The sequence below is a fragment of the Lentzea nigeriaca genome, from assembly GCF_016907955.1.
Lineage (GTDB): Bacteria > Actinomycetota > Actinomycetes > Mycobacteriales > Pseudonocardiaceae > Lentzea > Lentzea nigeriaca.
This window is the reverse complement of record NZ_JAFBCX010000012.1, coordinates 165,300-181,516: the sequence shown is the minus strand read 5'-3', so window position 1 is coordinate 181,516 and position 16,217 is coordinate 165,300. Positions and strand designations below refer to the sequence as shown.

Annotated in this window: 20 protein-coding genes; 8 read left to right on the top strand and 12 right to left on the bottom strand. The window is 68.1% G+C overall.

Annotated elements, in window-relative coordinates; translation table 11 throughout:
* The first annotated feature begins 25 nt into the window (after positions 1-25).
* Positions 26-535 carry a ribonuclease FAU-1 family protein gene (locus JOD27_RS33455; protein WP_204766303.1) on the top strand — a complete coding sequence of 170 codons (510 nt, stop codon included), beginning with the start codon at positions 26-28 and terminating at the stop codon, positions 533-535.
* An 88-nt stretch (positions 536-623) separates the two neighbouring features.
* Positions 624-1,142, top strand: a complete 519-nt coding sequence (locus JOD27_RS33450) for a ribonuclease FAU-1 family protein (protein ID WP_204766302.1) — start codon at positions 624-626, stop codon at positions 1,140-1,142.
* Here JOD27_RS33450 and coaE read toward each other — a convergent pair.
* The 3 genes from coaE to rpsA all read right to left on the bottom strand — a co-directional run bounded on the left by coaE (position 1,118) and on the right by rpsA (position 4,552).
* Positions 1,118-2,266 (bottom strand): dephospho-CoA kinase, encoded by a 1,149-nt coding sequence (gene coaE / locus JOD27_RS33445; RefSeq protein WP_204766301.1) that lies wholly within the window; start codon positions 2,264-2,266, stop codon positions 1,118-1,120. The two genes, JOD27_RS33450 and coaE, sit on opposite strands and share 25 nt — an antisense overlap.
* A gap of 10 nt (positions 2,267-2,276) precedes the next feature.
* Positions 2,277-2,891, bottom strand: a complete 615-nt coding sequence (locus JOD27_RS33440) for a hypothetical protein (protein ID WP_204766300.1) — start codon at positions 2,889-2,891, stop codon at positions 2,277-2,279.
* 167 nt (positions 2,892-3,058) lie between these two features.
* A complete protein-coding gene (rpsA, locus tag JOD27_RS33435; protein WP_189259180.1) occupies positions 3,059-4,552 on the bottom strand; it encodes a 30S ribosomal protein S1 in 1,494 nt (497 codons plus the stop codon).
* A 180-nt stretch (positions 4,553-4,732) separates the two neighbouring features.
* Between rpsA and JOD27_RS33430 the strand changes: the two genes are divergently transcribed.
* The 5 genes from JOD27_RS33430 (at position 4,733) to JOD27_RS33410 (ending at position 9,700) form a co-directional block, all read left to right on the top strand.
* Positions 4,733-5,566, top strand: coding sequence for a class I SAM-dependent methyltransferase (locus JOD27_RS33430; RefSeq protein WP_204766299.1), 834 nt, complete (start codon positions 4,733-4,735; stop codon positions 5,564-5,566).
* A gap of 11 nt (positions 5,567-5,577) precedes the next feature.
* Complete coding sequence (locus tag JOD27_RS33425; protein WP_204766298.1) at positions 5,578-6,498, top strand: GNAT family N-acetyltransferase; 921 nt, start codon at positions 5,578-5,580, stop codon at positions 6,496-6,498.
* 78 nt (positions 6,499-6,576) lie between these two features.
* The gene (locus tag JOD27_RS33420; protein ID WP_204766297.1) at positions 6,577-7,206 is read left to right on the top strand and encodes an ATP-binding cassette domain-containing protein; all 630 of its coding nucleotides are present in this window, start codon (positions 6,577-6,579) and stop codon (positions 7,204-7,206) included.
* A complete protein-coding gene (locus tag JOD27_RS33415) occupies positions 7,203-9,128 on the top strand; it encodes a YhgE/Pip domain-containing protein (protein WP_204766296.1) in 1,926 nt (641 codons plus the stop codon). Before JOD27_RS33420 ends, JOD27_RS33415 begins: the two co-directional genes overlap by 4 nt.
* Positions 9,125-9,700 (top strand): TetR/AcrR family transcriptional regulator, encoded by a 576-nt coding sequence (locus tag JOD27_RS33410; RefSeq protein WP_204766295.1) that lies wholly within the window; start codon positions 9,125-9,127, stop codon positions 9,698-9,700. The genes JOD27_RS33415 and JOD27_RS33410 overlap by 4 nt, the downstream gene beginning before the upstream one ends.
* Here JOD27_RS33410 and JOD27_RS46240 read toward each other — a convergent pair.
* Positions 9,663-10,280: a DUF4328 domain-containing protein gene (locus JOD27_RS46240; protein ID WP_204766294.1), complete on the bottom strand. Its 618-nt coding sequence runs from the start codon at positions 10,278-10,280 to the stop codon at positions 9,663-9,665. The two genes, JOD27_RS33410 and JOD27_RS46240, sit on opposite strands and share 38 nt — an antisense overlap.
* 145 nt (positions 10,281-10,425) lie before the next feature.
* On the opposite strand from JOD27_RS46240, the gene JOD27_RS33400 reads away from it, so the two are divergent.
* The gene (locus JOD27_RS33400; RefSeq protein ID WP_204766293.1) at positions 10,426-10,875 is read left to right on the top strand and encodes a hypothetical protein; all 450 of its coding nucleotides are present in this window, start codon (positions 10,426-10,428) and stop codon (positions 10,873-10,875) included.
* Here the strand turns inward: JOD27_RS33400 and JOD27_RS33395 are convergent.
* The 8 genes from JOD27_RS33395 to JOD27_RS33360 form a co-directional block, all read right to left on the bottom strand.
* A complete protein-coding gene (locus JOD27_RS33395; RefSeq protein ID WP_307830476.1) occupies positions 10,829-11,392 on the bottom strand; it encodes a Rossmann-fold NAD(P)-binding domain-containing protein in 564 nt (187 codons plus the stop codon). The two genes, JOD27_RS33400 and JOD27_RS33395, sit on opposite strands and share 47 nt — an antisense overlap.
* Positions 11,389-11,961: a P-loop NTPase family protein gene (locus tag JOD27_RS33390; protein ID WP_204766292.1), complete on the bottom strand. Its 573-nt coding sequence runs from the start codon at positions 11,959-11,961 to the stop codon at positions 11,389-11,391. Before JOD27_RS33390 ends, JOD27_RS33395 begins: the two co-directional genes overlap by 4 nt.
* Before the next feature lie 85 nt (positions 11,962-12,046).
* Positions 12,047-12,250, bottom strand: coding sequence for a cold-shock protein (locus tag JOD27_RS33385; protein WP_086665400.1), 204 nt, complete (start codon positions 12,248-12,250; stop codon positions 12,047-12,049).
* 172 nt (positions 12,251-12,422) lie between these two features.
* The gene (locus JOD27_RS33380; protein ID WP_204766291.1) at positions 12,423-12,938 is read right to left on the bottom strand and encodes a hypothetical protein; all 516 of its coding nucleotides are present in this window, start codon (positions 12,936-12,938) and stop codon (positions 12,423-12,425) included.
* Between the two features lie 37 nt (positions 12,939-12,975).
* Positions 12,976-14,022, bottom strand: a complete 1,047-nt coding sequence (locus JOD27_RS33375) for a Gfo/Idh/MocA family protein (RefSeq protein WP_204766290.1) — start codon at positions 14,020-14,022, stop codon at positions 12,976-12,978.
* A 5-nt stretch (positions 14,023-14,027) separates the two neighbouring features.
* Positions 14,028-14,504, bottom strand: coding sequence for a hypothetical protein (locus JOD27_RS33370; RefSeq protein ID WP_204766289.1), 477 nt, complete (start codon positions 14,502-14,504; stop codon positions 14,028-14,030).
* Complete coding sequence (locus JOD27_RS33365; RefSeq protein ID WP_204766288.1) at positions 14,501-15,328, bottom strand: carbohydrate ABC transporter permease; 828 nt, start codon at positions 15,326-15,328, stop codon at positions 14,501-14,503. The genes JOD27_RS33370 and JOD27_RS33365 overlap by 4 nt, the downstream gene beginning before the upstream one ends.
* Positions 15,325-16,215: a carbohydrate ABC transporter permease gene (locus JOD27_RS33360; RefSeq protein ID WP_372441775.1), complete on the bottom strand. Its 891-nt coding sequence runs from the start codon at positions 16,213-16,215 to the stop codon at positions 15,325-15,327. Before JOD27_RS33360 ends, JOD27_RS33365 begins: the two co-directional genes overlap by 4 nt.
* Positions 16,216-16,217: the final 2 nt, after the last annotated feature.

Below are 16,217 nucleotides of genomic sequence, written 5' to 3'. Positions count from 1 at the left end.
AGGTTTCGATGGCAGTATCGGCCACGTGGCACACATCCATCCGCCGAAGATCGAGTACTTCGACCTGGACGCCAAGAGCAACACCGATCCCAAGGGGCAGCTGAGGAGCGTCGACGAGTACCGCCTCACCCCGACAGGTCTCTACATGTTCCGCCCTCTCGCCGGGCATCCGAAGATCAGCCACTTCGAGAGCTGGTTCCTGCCGAAGCTGAACATCCGGGTCACGCGCCAGTCCTGGCATCCCGGTCACCTGATCGACTTCGACTTCTACGTCGACGTCGTGGAGATCTCGGCGATCGGCAGCGTCTGGAAAACGACCGACCTGTACCTCGATCTGATCGTCCGAACGGGTCACAGCGTCACCGTTCTGGACACCGACGAGCTGATCGCCGCAGTTCAGCACAACTTGATCACTCCTGGGCGCGCACAATGGGCCCTGGAAACCACCTACTCGGCGGTGTCAGGAATTTCAGCGCACGGTCACGATGTGGTCAGGTGGCTCACCTCTTCGGGTTGTCCCACCACCTGGCGTTGATACACAGAGTGTGCTCGTCATCTGACCGTGACGTAACAAATCGACCCGGCGTGTAACTGGGAGCACTTATTTGACTACCCTCGGCGGCGTGGGAGCGGTCACTACACCTCAGCTGGTCGATGTCGTCGACACCATTTCGGGCGTGCGCACATATTCGTCCGGTGGCACGCGAACCCTCAGTTCGTGCGAAGTGGAACGCTGGGGCCTGCGCATCCAACATCCCACCCCGGAGGACCCGTTCTCCGACGCCGAGGTCACCTGGCTGCTGCCCGACCTGGGCCTGCGCCTGACGACCCACCGCCCGCGCTCCCGGCACGCCCGCAGCGGCCCGAGCGTGCTGTCCGCGGTCCGCGTGGAACGCGACCACCGCCACTGGCAGACCACGGACCTGTTGCTGGGCCTAGCAGTTCCCGGCGGCACGACTGCCCGCATCGTCCGCAGCGAGGAGTTCGCCGCCGCCGTGGCGGGCCGCGTGCTCCGCCCCGGCGACGCCGACCAGGCCCTGCGCACCGTCCACCGCACCCTCGAAGAGCTCAGCAACGTCAGCCACAACCTGACGTCGTGGCTGACCTGGCAGGGCATCTACGACGCCTGGCCACCCCTGTAGGCCTGCACCCGCGCCACAGCCGCCTCCATCCACGGCTCCTTCGCCTCACCGTAGGCAAACCCGTTCGCATCAGCAGCAAACCGTTGCGACAGCTCGAGTTTGTGCGCCGCGTACTCCTCACGAGCCCGTGCGTCGTGCCGCAACCAGTCGCGGAAGTCCACCGCCCACCGCCACCCTGGCCCACCGGGAACCCGCAGGTGCAGGTTCACCCGCCGCCCCGGATCAGCCCCGGCGTGCAGCCGCTTGCTCCAGTCCCCCTCACCACGTGGCGTGTCCTCGTACGGCCCGACGTACGGAAACCCGGCCTGCGCCAACGCCTCCCGCAACGAGTCGGCCGTGGCCATGTCCTCAACGGCAAGCTGGAAATCCAGCACGTCCTTGGCCGCAAGCCCAGGCACGGACGTCGACCCGATGTGCTCGACATGCCGCCCACCGGCCGCAACGCTGATCCGCCGAGCGATCCGCTTGGCCTGAGCGGGCCACCGCCCGTCGTAGGGCACCACGATCGGCGATCCCGACGCGTACGACTGCGTCCGCACGTTCTTCTCAAACCCGACCAGCCGATCCCACAACCCGGTGATGTCGGGAACCTCCCCGGAGTTGTCCAGCCACACGTCCGCCACAGCCCGCCGCTGCTCGTCCGTGGCCTGCGCGGCAATCCGGTTCTCGGCATCCCGCCGATCCATCCCCCGGCTGGTGACCAACCGCCGCAACCGCGTGTCCGCATCCGCGTACACCACGATCACCAGGTGGTACGCCGCCGCCATGTCCCGCTCCACCAACAACGGAATGTCGTGCACGACAACGGCATCCTCAGGCGCTTCAGCCATCCGCTGCCCGGTCAACGCTCCGATACGCGGGTGAGTGATCCCGTTGAGCGTCTGCCGAGCCTCCTCACTGGCAAACGCCTTGGCCGCCAACGCCGCCCGATCCAACGTGCCGTCCCCGTTGAGCACGTCCTCACCGAACGCCTTGACGACCTCCTTGAGCCCGTCACTACCAGGCTCCAGCACCTCACGCGCCAGCTTGTCCGCATCGATGACCACCGCGCCGCGGTCCGCGAGCAACTTGGCGATCGTCGACTTCCCAGACCCGATCCCGCCGGTCAACCCCACCCTGAGCATGCCGGTCAGGTTAGACCGGCGGCGTCATCGCCTGCTGAGCGAGCACCGGCAAAACCGCCGTCAGCTTGGCCTGAGGGATGAAGTTGTTCCGGTTCCGCACCACGAACGTCGTCTTACCGAGCGACCCGATGAGCAGCTGCTCCTCTTTCCCCTCGATCAACGTCCCCTTCTGCTTCCCGACGTCGACCTCGGTGATCTTCGCTCCGTCCTGCCGCTCAGCCTCGACGCTCTCGGTGACCCGAGTCCGCGCGGTCAACTCGTCGGTGTACGTGGACAGCCCGACGATGACCTTCGCGTCCGGCAGGTTCTTCTTCTCGGGAATCCCGTAGTAACAGTCGATCTTCCCGGTCCGCCCGATCCCGGGCTCCTTGATCCCGATGATGATCCGAGGCTCCCCTGGCAACTCCTGCCCGAGCGTCGCATTCATGACGTCCACCGGCACCACGAGCTCACAGTCGTCGGGCAACGGCCGATCCACCATCGCCGGTACCCGCGACGGCGTGGTGGGCGGGGTGATCTTCGGGATCTGCGGCGGCTCCTGTCCCTGCGGCGCAGGAGGCGAGCAGGCGGAGCAAGCCGCGAGCGCCACAGCACCCAACGCCACGAAGAACTTGTTCCCACGCATAGGTTTGCCAACCTACACAACGGACAGAGACCTCCACCACAGAGACAACCTCTCGGCCCTGAAGGGCTGAACTTGTCTGTCCCCTGCTGGGTCAGGACACGGCGAAGGCCCCCGCACCGCGAGGGTGCAGGGGCCTTCGTCAGTCAGCTACCAGGTAGCCGAAACGATCACATGCCGCCGGACAGCTTCTCCCGAAGCGCGGCCAGCTGCTCGTCGGACGCGAGCGTCCCACCGGACTGGGCCGGCGCACCAACGGAGGTGGTGCCAGAGGCATCCCCACCGGAGGTGTAGTTGCCGGCACCCTCAGCGGAAGCCTCTTCCTCGGCCTCGGCAGCCTTGCGGATCTGCTTCATGTGGGCCTCGTAACGAGTGTGGGCCTCGGCGTACTGGCGCTCCCACTCCTCACGCTGCTTGTCGAAGCCGTCCTGCCACTCCTGGGTCTCCGGGTCGAAGCCCTCGGGGTAGATGTAGTTGCCCTGGTCGTCGTACTCGGCGGCCATGCCGTACTGGGTCGGGTCGAACTCGGTGTCGACCGTGAAGCCCTCGTTGGCCTGCTTGAGCGACAGCGAGATGCGGCGACGGTCGAGGTCGATGTCGATGACCTTGACCATGACGTCGTCGCCGACCTGGACGACCTGCTCCGGGATCTCGACGTGGCGCTCGGCCAGCTCGGAGATGTGGACCAGGCCCTCGATGCCCTCGTCCACGCGGACGAACGCACCGAACGGAACCAGCTTGGTGACCTTGCCCGGCACGATCTGGCCGATCGCGTGGGTGCGGGCGAACTGGCGCCACGGGTCTTCCTGGGTCGCCTTCAGCGACAGGGAGACGCGCTCACGCTCCATGTCGACGTCGAGGACCTCGACCGTGACCTCCTGGCCGACCTCGACGACCTCGGACGGGTGGTCGATGTGCTTCCAGGACAGCTCCGAGACGTGGACGAGACCGTCGACGCCACCCAGGTCCACGAAGGCACCGAAGTTGACGATCGAGGACACGACGCCCTTGCGGACCTGGCCCTTCTGCAGCTGGTTGAGGAACTCGCTGCGGACCTCGGACTGGGTCTGCTCGAGCCACGCGCGGCGGGACAGGACCACGTTGTTGCGGTTCTTGTCCAGCTCGATGATCTTCGCCTCGAGCTCACGGCCGACGTACGGCTGGAGGTCGCGGACGCGACGCATCTCGACGAGCGAGGCGGGGAGGAAGCCGCGGAGGCCGATGTCGAGGATGAGACCACCCTTGACGACCTCGATGACCGTGCCGCGGACCGGCTCGTCCTTCTCCTTGAGGGCCTCGATGGTGCCCCAGGCGCGCTCGTACTGGGCGCGCTTCTTGGAGAGGATCAGGCGGCCTTCCTTGTCCTCCTTCTGGAGAACAAGAGCCTCGACCTCGTCACCGACGGAGACAACCTCGGCGGGATCGACGTCGTGCTTGATCGACAGTTCGCGCGAGGGGATGACGCCCTCGGTCTTGTAGCCGATGTCGAGCAGGACCTCGTCCCGGTCGACCTTGACGATGGTGCCCTCAACGATGTCGCCGTCGTTGAAGTACTTGATCGTCTTGTCGATAGCAGCGAGGAAGTCCTCCTCCGTCCCGATGTCGTTGATCGCGACCTGCTTGGGCGCAGCGGCAACGGGGGCGGTGGTGGTGTCGGTGGACATTAGGTAGGTGGCTCCGGTACGGATTGGCATTAATGAGTGGTAGTGGTGCGCGCGCAGCGTCGCAGCGACCTGGAATCCCCGACCGTTCTGGATCATGGGCAGCACTAACCCACTACGCGGGCGTTATCGTACGCGGCCGCGAGAGGTGTGAGCAAACCAGCCCCCATGTGAAGGAGCAGTGTGTCCAACCAGCACGCGAGCGCGGAGCAGGCGCTCGGCACGGCCGGCATCGTCAAGCGGGGAGCGGACGCCGCCGAGTCACGTGCCGCGAACCGCGTCTGGTGGGACGCGGACGCTGACGACTACCACGACACGCACGGTGACTTCCTGGGTGCGGCGGACTTCGTCTGGTGCCCGGAGGGGCTGCGTGAGGAAGAGGCCCGCTTCCTCGGCGACACCGCAGGTCAGAGTGTTCTCGAGGTCGGTTGCGGCAGCGCGCCGTGCGCCCGTTGGCTCAAGAGCAACGGCGCGAACGTCACCGCGCTGGACATCTCGGAGGGCATGCTCCGGCACGCCCGCGAGAACAACGACAGGACCGGCATCCAGGTCCCGCTCGTCCAGGCCAGCGCGGACCAGCTGCCGTTCGCGTCGAACTCCTTCGACGCCGCGTGCTCGGCGTTCGGCGCCGTGCCGTTCGTGGCGGACGTCCAGGAGGTCTTCGGCGAGGTGGCCCGCGTCCTCAGGCCGGGCTCACCCTGGGTCTTCGCGGTCAACCACCCGATGCGGTGGATCTTCCCGGACGACCCCGGCCCGCTCGGCCTCACCGTCACCCAGTCGTACTTCGACCGCACCCCCTATGTAGAGGTCGACGAGGAGGGCCGCGCCACCTACGTCGAGCACCACCGCACGCTCGGCGACTACGTCAGGGCGCTGACCAAGACCGGTTTCGTCCTCGAAGACCTCGTCGAGCCGGAGTGGCCGAAGGGGCACACCCGGATCTGGGGCCAGTGGAGCCCGCTGCGGGGCAAGCTCTTCCCCGGCACCGCGATCTTCCGCACGCGCCTGAGGTCGTAACCTCAACGCTCATGACCTCGGCACGCGGACTGGTGGCGGCCCAGTCAGCCCGTTTCGGCGCGCTGGACCCACTGCTCCCGCCCGCCGCCGAACCACCGATGGACGGCGACGTCATCACGGCGGCGCTGGCGGACGGCACCCGCGTCGCCGGGGTCATCAGCCACCAGTCGTTCGAACGGCACTCCATCACCCGCCTGTGGTCGGCCGCCGAGGTCTGGGAGCTGCTGCCCCTCGTCGGCACCACGGAGGGCATGGACGCGCTGCTCGCCCGCTGGCGCAGACACCTCGACGGGCAGGAGATCGGCGAGGACAGCGCGTGCGTCGTGCACTGGCCGAGCCGTGACACGCACGCGGCGCGCGCGTTCCTCGACCACGGCATGGTGCCGCTGTCGGTCCTCGGCGTGCGGCTGCGGACTCCCCAGGCCCGCGTGCCGCGCACGCTCACGATCCGCCGCGCCACCCCGCACGACCTCGACACCGTGCTGGAGCTGTCGCTCGCAGAGCTCGAGTACTCGTCGTTCGTCGGCTCCACGATCGTGCGGCCGGAGGCGCGGGTCCTCAAGCGGCGTGCCCTCGCCGAGCGCCTCACCACCGCGAGCCCGATCTGGCTGGCCGAACGGGACGGCATCGCGGTCGCGCTCGCCGAGTGCGCGATCGTGTCGTCCGAACCGGGCACGAGCGCGGCGATGAGGCTGCCGCGCGGCCGCTGGGGCTATGTGAACTGTGTCTCCGTGCTGCCCGGCGCCCGCGGCACCGGCATCGGCCAGCAGCTCGTCGCGTACGCCCACCAGGAGCTTCACCGGATGGGCACCGTCGGCACGTACCTCTACTACAACCCGCCGAACCCGTTGAGCAGCGTCTTCTGGCCGCGCCAGGGCTACCGGCCGCTGTGGACGGTCTGGGAAGTACGCCCCGCTTCAGCCCTTAGGTGACTTATGTCCGGGTTGCCAGGCGGCGCCTACTGCGCAAGAATTTGTACTGACCGGTCAGTTTAAACGGAAGGTAAAGACGTGGAGATCCACGCAAGTCGCGCAGGCGTCAACGGGGGACATGGTCCTCTGCTCCGGCCGACTTCGCTGACCGTGAAGCCCGGCGAGCTGACGCTGATCGCGGGCGAGCCCGGCACCGGTCACACCGCGCTCGGCCTGCTGCTCTCCGGCCGCATGAAGCCCTCCACCGGCACCGTGTCGCCGGACGCCAAGGCGCTGCGCAAGCACGTCGTGCTGGTCGACGCCCCCGAGGTGAACGAGCCGGAGGACGCGCTGTCCCTGGCCGCCGTCGTCGGCGAGGAGCTCGCGATGAACGGCATGCCCTCCGGCAAGAAGGCAGTGCACGACTGGTTGGTCGAGCACGCCGCCGACGAGCACGCCACGAAGCGCTTCGAGCACGTGCCGGCACACACGCGCTGCGCGGTGATGCTCGAACTGGCCGCCGCACGGCCCGGCGTCACGGGCCTCGTCCTCGACTGCCCCGACCGCTACCACCCCAACCCGCGCGAGTGGTTCGCCCTGGCGAACGACTACGTGACCCCCGAACGGTCCGTCGTCGTCCTGTGCTCGAACACCTCCGCTCACCTCCTCGACATCCCGCACGCGCGCCTTGGTGAGGACAACGACACCAAGATGGAGATCACCGCATGAGCGCCCTTCGCATGGCCTTCAACGAACTCCGCCGGATCACCTCCGGCAAGCTCCCCAAGCTCGCCGTCCTGGCACTGGCGCTCGTGCCTCTGCTGTACGCGTCGCTGTACCTGTACGCCAACAAGGACCCGTACGCGAACCTCCACAACGTGCCCGCCGCGCTCGTGGTGAAGGACAAGGGCGCCAAGGACCTCAACGCCGGCAAGGAGGTCGCGGACGAGCTGCTCAAGGGCAACAAGTTCAACTGGCACGTCGTTGACAACCCGGCCGACGCCGACGAGGGCGTGCGCAAGGGCACCTACATCTTCGCCCTGACGCTGCCGGAGGACTTCTCCGAGGCGCTCACGTCGGCGGAGCAGAACAAGCCGCGCCAGGGCGTGCTGACGCTGACCACCAACGACGCCAACAACTACCTGGGCAGCACGATCGCGAACCAGGTGGTCGCCGAGGTGCGCCGCGCGGTGACCGCGAAGGTCTCCACCGAGGCCGCGGACAAGTTCCTGCTCGGCTTCTCCACGATCCGCGAGGAGACCACCAAGGCCGCCGACGGCGCGACGAAGCTCGCGGACGGCGCCGCCCAGCTGCGCGACGGCGTGAACGAGCTCGACAAGGGCCAGCGCCAGCTGCTCGACGGCGCCACGCAGGCCGCGAACGGCGCCGGGCAGCTGCGGGACGGCACGCACCAGCTGCGGTCGCAGACCGCGCCTCTGCCCGACAGCACCCGCCAGCTCGCGAACGGCGCACGCCAGGTGTCGGACGGCAACGAGACCGCCGCTCGCCAGGCCGAGGAGTACGCGAAGAAGGCCCAGGCGCTCGTGGGCGTGCTCGACCAGGCCAACGGCGACATCGCCACCCGCTTGCGCACCCTGGGTTTCACCGAGGACCAGGTGCAGCGCGTGCTGTCGACGATCGGTCAGGTCCGCAAGCCGGTCGACGACGCCAACGGCAAGGTCCAGGGCGCCGCTGGTGATCTCCGCAAGCTCGCGAACGGCGCGGACCAGGTGGCCGACGGCGCCGAACTGCTCGCGTCGAAGATGCCCGCCCTGGTCGACGGTGTCGGGAAGCTCGACGACGGTGCCACGAAGCTCGCGGACGGCACCGCGCAGCTGCGCGACGGTGAGCAGAAGGCCGTGGACGGCACCACGAAGCTCAAGGACGGCGCGAACCAGCTCGCCGGCGGCTCTGCCCAGCTGCGCGACGGCCTCAACGGCGGCGTGAACAAGATCCCGAACGCGGACGACCCGACACGCGCGGCCATCGCACAGGCGATCGGTGACCCGGTGGCGGTGAAGGGCCTGTCCCAGACGAAGGCGGCCACCTACGGCGCCGGTCTGGCTCCGTTCTTCCTGGGCCTCGCGACGTGGATCGGCGCGTTCGTGCTCTTCCTGCTGCTGCGCCCGTTGTCACGCCGTGCGCTGGCCGCTGGTCAGTCCGCGCTGCGAGTGGCGCTGGGCGGCTGGATGCCGGGTGCGTTGCTCGGCATCGTGCAGGTGCTCGTGATGTTCTCGGTCGTGCGGTTCGTGGTGGACATCGAGCCGTCGAACCCCTGGGGCACGTTCGGGTTCCTCGTGCTGATGTCACTGACATTCGTGGCGATCCTGCACGCGCTGAACGCCGCGTTCGGCGCCGTCGGCAAGTTCCTGGGCCTGATCCTGCTGATCCTGCAGCTGGTCAGCGCGGGCGGCACGTTCCCCTGGCAGACGATCCCGGTGCCGCTGTACCCGCTGCACTACGGCCTGCCGATGGGCTACGCGGTCGACGGCCTGCGCCACCTGATGTACGGCGGCGACCTCGGCAGCGTGGGTCACGACGCGCTGATCCTTCTCGCCTGGCTGGTCGGAGCCCTAGCCTTGTCGTCCGTGGCGGCCTACAAGCAACGGGTGTGGACACCTTCCAAGCTGAAGCCGGAGCTCGTGCTGTGAGCGCGCGAACGACAGCGACCAAGCAGAAGCTCTTCGACGCGGCGTTGAAGCTGGTCGGCGAACGGGGCGCCGCCTCGGTGACGGTCGACGAGATCGCCGCGGAGGCAGGCGTCGCCAAGGGCACGATCTACTACAACTTCGCCTCGAAGGACGCCCTGGTCGAAGCGCTGCTGCGGCACGGAGTCGAGATCCTCGCAGGCCGGCTGCGGTCCGCGGAGGAGGCCGACGACTCGTTGGAGGCGCTGGTCGACGAGATGCTCGGCTTCTGGGCCGATTACCCGGCGTTCGGCCAGCTGCTGGTCTCCGAGCTGTGGCGCACACCGGGCCAGTGGCACGGCACGCTCTCGTTGCTGCGCGACGACATCGTGTCGATCGTGCGCGGGCACATGAAGCGCTTGTCCGACGCGGGCCGCCTCCCTGAAGGGGTGGAGGTCGGCACCGCGTCGGCGGCGTTGTTCGGCACGCTGCTCGTGATCGCGCTGGACTGGCAGGTGTTCCAGCCGGAACGGTCGCGAGCTCAGGTGCGCAACTCGGTCATGCTGCTGGTGCGGGGGATGCGGTCGGCTCGGTGACGGAGTGCTGGGCGTCGTTGATCTTCCGGATGATCCCGATCGCGAGCACCGCGGCCGCGACGGTCGCCGCCGTCGAGAGCGTCGACCACACAGCCTGGTCCGTCTGGAGCCTGGCGCCGACGTAGGCCAGCACGAACGACACGATCCAGCACGACCACCACGCGGTGACGAGGCCGCTCTTGGGCCTCAGCTGCAGTGCCAACGTGCCCTGGCCGCGGTCCGACGCACGCCAGATGTCCTGCATCGTGGCGTACGGGACGAACAGGTTCACAATCGGAATGAGCCAGCCGACGATCACCCAGATCGGTGACCACTTGTGCTGGTGCCTGGACGCGGTGGCGTGGGAGTTGAGCCGCGCCCAGTACATCCACACGATGAACGTGATGCCCGCCAGCACGTAGGCGACCAGCCAGATCCACAGAAGCATCAGCAGCGCCGCCACCGTCGCTGCCTGGGACGCGATGTCCCCGGCGCCGCCGGCCGCCGCCTCGCCCACGGTCCAGTCCGCGACCGTGTTCACGATGTCGAGCACCACCGTGATGACGATCAGGATGATCGCGGCGGTCCCGATTCCGCGCACGGGTCTGAAAGCCTCACTGCTCACTGAAATTCCCCCCAAGGAAGGTGCGTCCCCCGACGTCGGCGCGGAGCGTACAGCCTCACCGCCCGATCGAGCGACGCCATTGGTCGTGCGGGGCGAAAAGGCCGCCGGTACGAACGAAGTCATGTCGAAACCGCTACGCATCCTCGCCGCGCTCCTCGCCTGCCTCGCGCTCACGACATCCCCAGCACTCGCCGCCACGCCCGCGAAGGCCAGTGCCGACTTCGCGGAGAAGCTGTTCTCCCCCGTCGACGGCGTCCTCGGCTTCGAGGAGACGGCCGACGGCATCAAGGTCACCGGCGCGTTCGAGAAGGGCTTCGCCTCCGCCAAACCCGCCGACTACCAGCTGCTGATCCTCGACGGTGCCGAGACTGTCGTGGACTTCACCAAGGACTTCCAGAAGGTCGCGGAGATCGCACCGCCGAAGGTCGACCAGTTCACGTTCACCACGGCGACCAAGAAGAAGATCAACGACATCCGCAACGAGGACGCGGTGGTCCGCCAGCTGGTGGACGTGGCCGCGGGCATCAAGGTGCTGGCCGAGATCGGCCGCGCCAGGGTCCAGAAGGCCTAGCGGCTTCGTGGGCGTCTTCGTGGTGCAGCGAGGGCGCCCGCCCCTCCAACGCCCGTTCCACCGCCTCCAGCACGGCACGGCTGGTGCGTTGAGCGGCGTCGTGCGCGAAATGACCGAGCAGCACCTGCTGGGTCGGATGAGGCAGCACCGGGTCCGGCACCGGCGCGTGCGTGTGCACCTCCACCACCGGCGCGTCGTCGGCCAGAAGGTGCTGCACGGCCTTCAAGACACCCTCGCGATAGCTGTCGTGCACCCACGCGACGAGCAGGTTCACCGGTCGTCCCGCGAGCTCGTACTCGACCTCCGACGCGAGCTCCTGCGGCCGGGCCCAGTCGGCTTTGATCCACGTCGGACGGTGGCCGCGGGAGATCGTCGCCCGCGCTGCCCTGCCCGGCCCCTCGTCGGCCATCAGCGGCCTGGTCCGCGACGGCAGCACGACCTGCCACCCGCGTTCCACCAGCCGCGCCGCGCAGCCCGCCAACATCCCCGTCCCGCCGAGCACCAGTGCCGTTCTCACCGTGCACGCTCCTGTCCGACCGAGGCCAGCGGCCCTGCCAGCCACCGCTCTACCTGCCCCTGCCCGCGCAACCGCACGACCACGACCTCGTCGACCAGGGCGAGCACCCTGGCCCGGTTGCGCCGGTAGGTCTTCCAGCCCCACCGCAGTATGTGCTCGGAGTCCGTGAACGCCGACCACAGCGACGGTTCCTGGTTACCGTTCCACAGTTCCACGCGGCACGCCCGGCGTCGGACCGTGCGGCCGACCAGCCGTCCCATCACGGTCACGAACGGGTGATCGAGCCACACCATCGTGTCCGCGCGGTCGAGCAGCACCCGCCGCACTTCCTTGTACTGGAACTCGGTGACCCACGTGTCGTCGTCCGCGAAAGCCGCCACCTCGGCGGCGAACTCCGGTCTCGGCGTCCACTGTGGACCCCAGTAGAGGCTGTCGAGCTCGACCCGCCGCAGGTCGCGTCTCTCGGCGATGCGCACGCAGAGCGTCGACTTGCCGGAGCCTGCGTTTCCCGCGACGAGGATGCGCCGGGGCACGTGCGGCAGCGGATCAGCTGGTCCGAGCAACGGCATCAGGCCAGGCTAACGAAAACCGGATGATCGAAAAACGGCCGCAGGGCCCCCGGAACACCGGAGGCCCTGCGGAGGTGAAGCGACGTCAGAGAGCGGTGACGTTCGTCGCCTGCGGGCCCTTCTGGCCCTGCGTGACGTCGAACGAGACCTTCTGGTTCTCCTCGAGGCTGCGGTAGCCGCCGCCGTTGAGGGCCGAGTAGTGGACGAAGACGTCAGCGCCGCCGTCCTCGGGGGCGATGAAGCCGAAGCCCTTTTCGGCGTTGAACCACTTGACGGTGCCGTTTGCCATGTACTGCTGCTCCTTCAATGCTGAAGAACGATCCGCACTGTGCGGCCGCTCCGTGGTTGGTCGAGAGCCGACCCGCCCCAACCGCTAAGAAGGAGAAGCGCTCGCAACTGAAGTTCGGCGAGCGTGAAATGACACGAACACAAAACTGCAACCGAGAACCAGTATAGCGGACCTATCGCCGTTTGCGCGGAGGCACCGCGAACCGCTGCTGCATCGCCGAGATGCGCCAGATCACGAAGCACCCGAGCCCGGCCGCGGCCACCGCGCACACCGTGGACAGCGTCGAGAACACCACGTAGAGGGGCGTGTCGAGGAGCAGCGACTCGAGCACGTCGCCCAGCACCATCGCGAGGAACGCGTACTGCCACGGTTTGATCAACGGGCTGGCCACGCGCTGGTCGAACGGCACGTCGCGCTGCTCGGGATCGCTCGCTTTCCACACCTGCGAGACCATGCGCACGCCGTGCAGGGCGATCGCCTCGGCGTTGTGGGTGGCGTTGCGGAACCACAGGATGAACGCCACGGCCGCGGGGAGGATCAGCACGATGGCGAGGAAGCTCCACGAGGACGAGCCGCCCTGCCAGTCGTTGACCGTGCCCCAGACGGACTCGGCCGCGACCAGCACGATCAGCGCCTGGCTGACGTACCCGGTCAGCCGGACGTCCCTCAAGTCGATGTAGGTGTCCACGCACAACTCCCCGAACACTGACGGACCCGGCGGGAGACTACCTCCCGAAACCGCAGCCCAGCTCGGTGAAAGTCGCGATCTTCTCCGCGGCGCGCACGACGACCTCGTCGATGCCGTCGAGCACCGCCCTGTCACCGACGCGGCGCGCGGGCACCAGCGGCACGTTCGCCTTGCCGCACGCCTCGACGACCGACGTGAACGCCCGCGCGGCGGCCAGCGGTGCGACGAGGGGTTCGCCGGTCTGCCGGTGCCGGATCAGGTTCTCCAGCAGGTCCACGGCGGGTGGCACGGCCATCTTGTGATCGTTGACCGTCAGCCTGTCGTCGTCGTACCACCACACGGCCTGCCCCAGCGATCCGTGCACGAGCACCACCGGTGGCAACGATGCGGACGCGCACAGCGTCGCCGCGACCACGACCGGTGGCGCGCCATCGGCCGTGACACGCACGCACGAGGTGTCGTCTGCGGTGATCGTGTCGCGGCAGCGGAACAGTTCCAGCTCCACGGCGATGTCCGTGCGTTCCTCGACGTCGGCCAGCAGGAGGACGTTCTGCAGGGCGTGCGCGAACGGGTTCACCAGCGTCCCGTCCTCGCCCTGCCGCCCGGCCCACGCGGCACGTTCGTAGTAGGAGTCCGTGCGCACCCAACGCCCGGCGGCGCCGATGCCGGAGATGTCTCCGAGCGCACCCGAGCCGATCAACGAGCAGAGCCGCCGATACGAGCCGGTCCCCTGCGACTGGAACCCGACCTGGCACACCAGCCCGCGGGCGGCGGCTGCCGAGGAGATCTCGTCGAAGTCGGCCACCGACAGCAGCGCCGGCTTCTCCACCAGCACGTCGCAGCCCAGCGCGAACGCGGACAGCACCAGGTCGCGGTGGGTCGACGGCGGCGACGAGATCACCACGATCTCGGGGTGCAGCTCGGCGGCCAGCGACGGCAGGTCGGGGTAGGACGGCACCGGCACGTCGACGTCCGCGACGTCCACCACGCCCACGAAGGTCGCGACCCCGTCGTGGCCGAGCCGGAGCAGGTTCTCCACGTGCCGTGCCCCGTGCCCACGCGCCCCGACCAGCGCAACACGCATCGTCCTCACCCTTCTCGGGTGGACTCCGCAGCCAGCGCCAGGGGTCCGGCGATCACCAGCGCCAGCGGAGGCAGGGCCCACACCAGCACTCCGGCGACCACCAACGCGGCCATCAGCATGGGCCGAGGTGCCTTCAGTTTCAATGCGCCGCGCCAACCGAGACGTGCGTGCTCAAGAAGAAGCGCGCCTGATGCCGCCGAAGCGAGCAGAACCGCGCCCCGAACGGGTAACGGTGCCGGTAACACTGTGACCACGAGGATCACGTCCACCACGAGCACCGTCCCCAGCACGCCGAACACCACGCCGGGCACCCAGCGGACCCGCAGCGTCGTCCAGAACCGCCGCACCGGAAGTCCGCCTCGCAGTACGGCACACCCTGCGCCGAATGCGGCGTGCGCCGTCACGACCGGAAGCGAGGCGACGAAGACGAACACCCCGACCAGCAGGGCGTCGGCGAGCGTCTCCAGCCGTTCGCGGGTCATCCCTTCAGCCCCGTCGTCGCGACACCGGCGACCAGGAACCGCTGGAACGCCAGGAAGAACAGCCCGATCGGCACCAGCGACAGCACCGACATCGCGAACATCGGCCCGTACGAGGACGACGACGTCTGGTCGATGAACAACCGCAACCCCATCGGGATCGTGTAGTTCTCCGTCGACGACAGGTAGATCAGCTGCGAGAAGAAGTCGTTCCACGTCCAGATGAACGTGAAGATCGCCGTTGTGACCATGGCCGGGCGCGACAGCGGCAGCACCACGTACCGGTAGGTGCGGATCGGCCCGCAGCCGTCGATCTTGGCTGCCTCGTCCAGCTCGTGCGGAATCCCGCGCATGAACTGGACCATCAGGAACACGAAGAACGCGTCGGTCGCCAGCAGCTTCGGCAGGATCAGCGGCACGAACGTGTCGATCATCTCCAGCTGCTGGAACACCACGTACTGCGGGATCAGCGTGACGTGCGCGGGCAGCATGATCGTGACCAGCGCGAACGCGAACAGCGGCCCGCTGAGCCGAAAACGCAGCCGTGCGAACGCGTACGCCGCCAGTGAGCACGACACGACGTTGCCGATCACCGCGCCTGACGCGACGATCGTGGAGTTGCCGAGGAACGTCCAGAACGACTCGCCGCCCGCACCCTCCAGCGCGCCCGCGTACCCGTCGGCCGTGATCCTGCCGGGGAACAACGACCGCAGGTTCGCGACGAGGTCCTCGACCGGGGTGAGCGACGCCGAGACCAACCACATGATCGGGTACAGCACCAAACCCAGTCCCGCCACGCACAGCACGAAGACGGCAGTCCGCTTCATCGCTCGTCTCCGTAGAACACCCAGTACCTCGAAGTGCGGAACAGCACCGCGGTGATCAGCGCGATCGCGACCAGCAGCACCCACGCCATCGCCGACGCGTAACCCATGCGGAACTCCGTGAAGCCACGCTCGTACAGGTAGAGCGTGTAGAACAACGTCGAGTCGGCGGGCCCGCCGCGGCCCCCGCTCACCACGAACGCCTGCGTGAACGCCTGGAACGCGTGGATCGTCTCCAGCACGAGGTTGAAGAACAGCACCGGCGAGAGCATCGGCAGCGTGATCGACCACAACCGCCGCCACCAGCCGGCGCCGTCGACGGCCGCCGCGTCGAAGAGGTCGCGCGGAATCTGTTGCAGCCCAGCCAGGAAGATGACCATCGGCGCACCGAACTGCCACGCGGACAACAGCACGATGGTGATCAACGCGTGGTCCGGCGTGTCGACCCAGGTGTCGAAGATCGCCCGCCACGCCAGCGCCAGCCCGACCGAGGCACCGAGCAACGATGGCGCGTAGAAGGCCGAACGGAAGAACGCCTGCCCCTTGCCGCGCAACGAGTTCAGCAGCAAAGCGACGGCCAGCGCCAGCACGAGCTTCATCGGCACCGACCACGCGACGTACCGCAGGGTCACGCCGACCGACTGCAGGTAGCGCGGGTCGTCACCGAAGAGCTTCAGGTAGTTGTCGAGCCCGATCCACCGCGGGGAGTTGAACAGGTCGTAGTCGGTGAACGACAGGTACAGCGACACGACCATGGGCGCGACCGTCAGGCCGATCGCCCCGAGCAGCCACGGACCGAGGAACAAGTACGCGACGTTCCTCGGCCGCCGAGGGGGCGCGCCCTCGGCGACCGGCTTCACCGGTGCGGGATGCACCCGCTCGGCGAGCACCA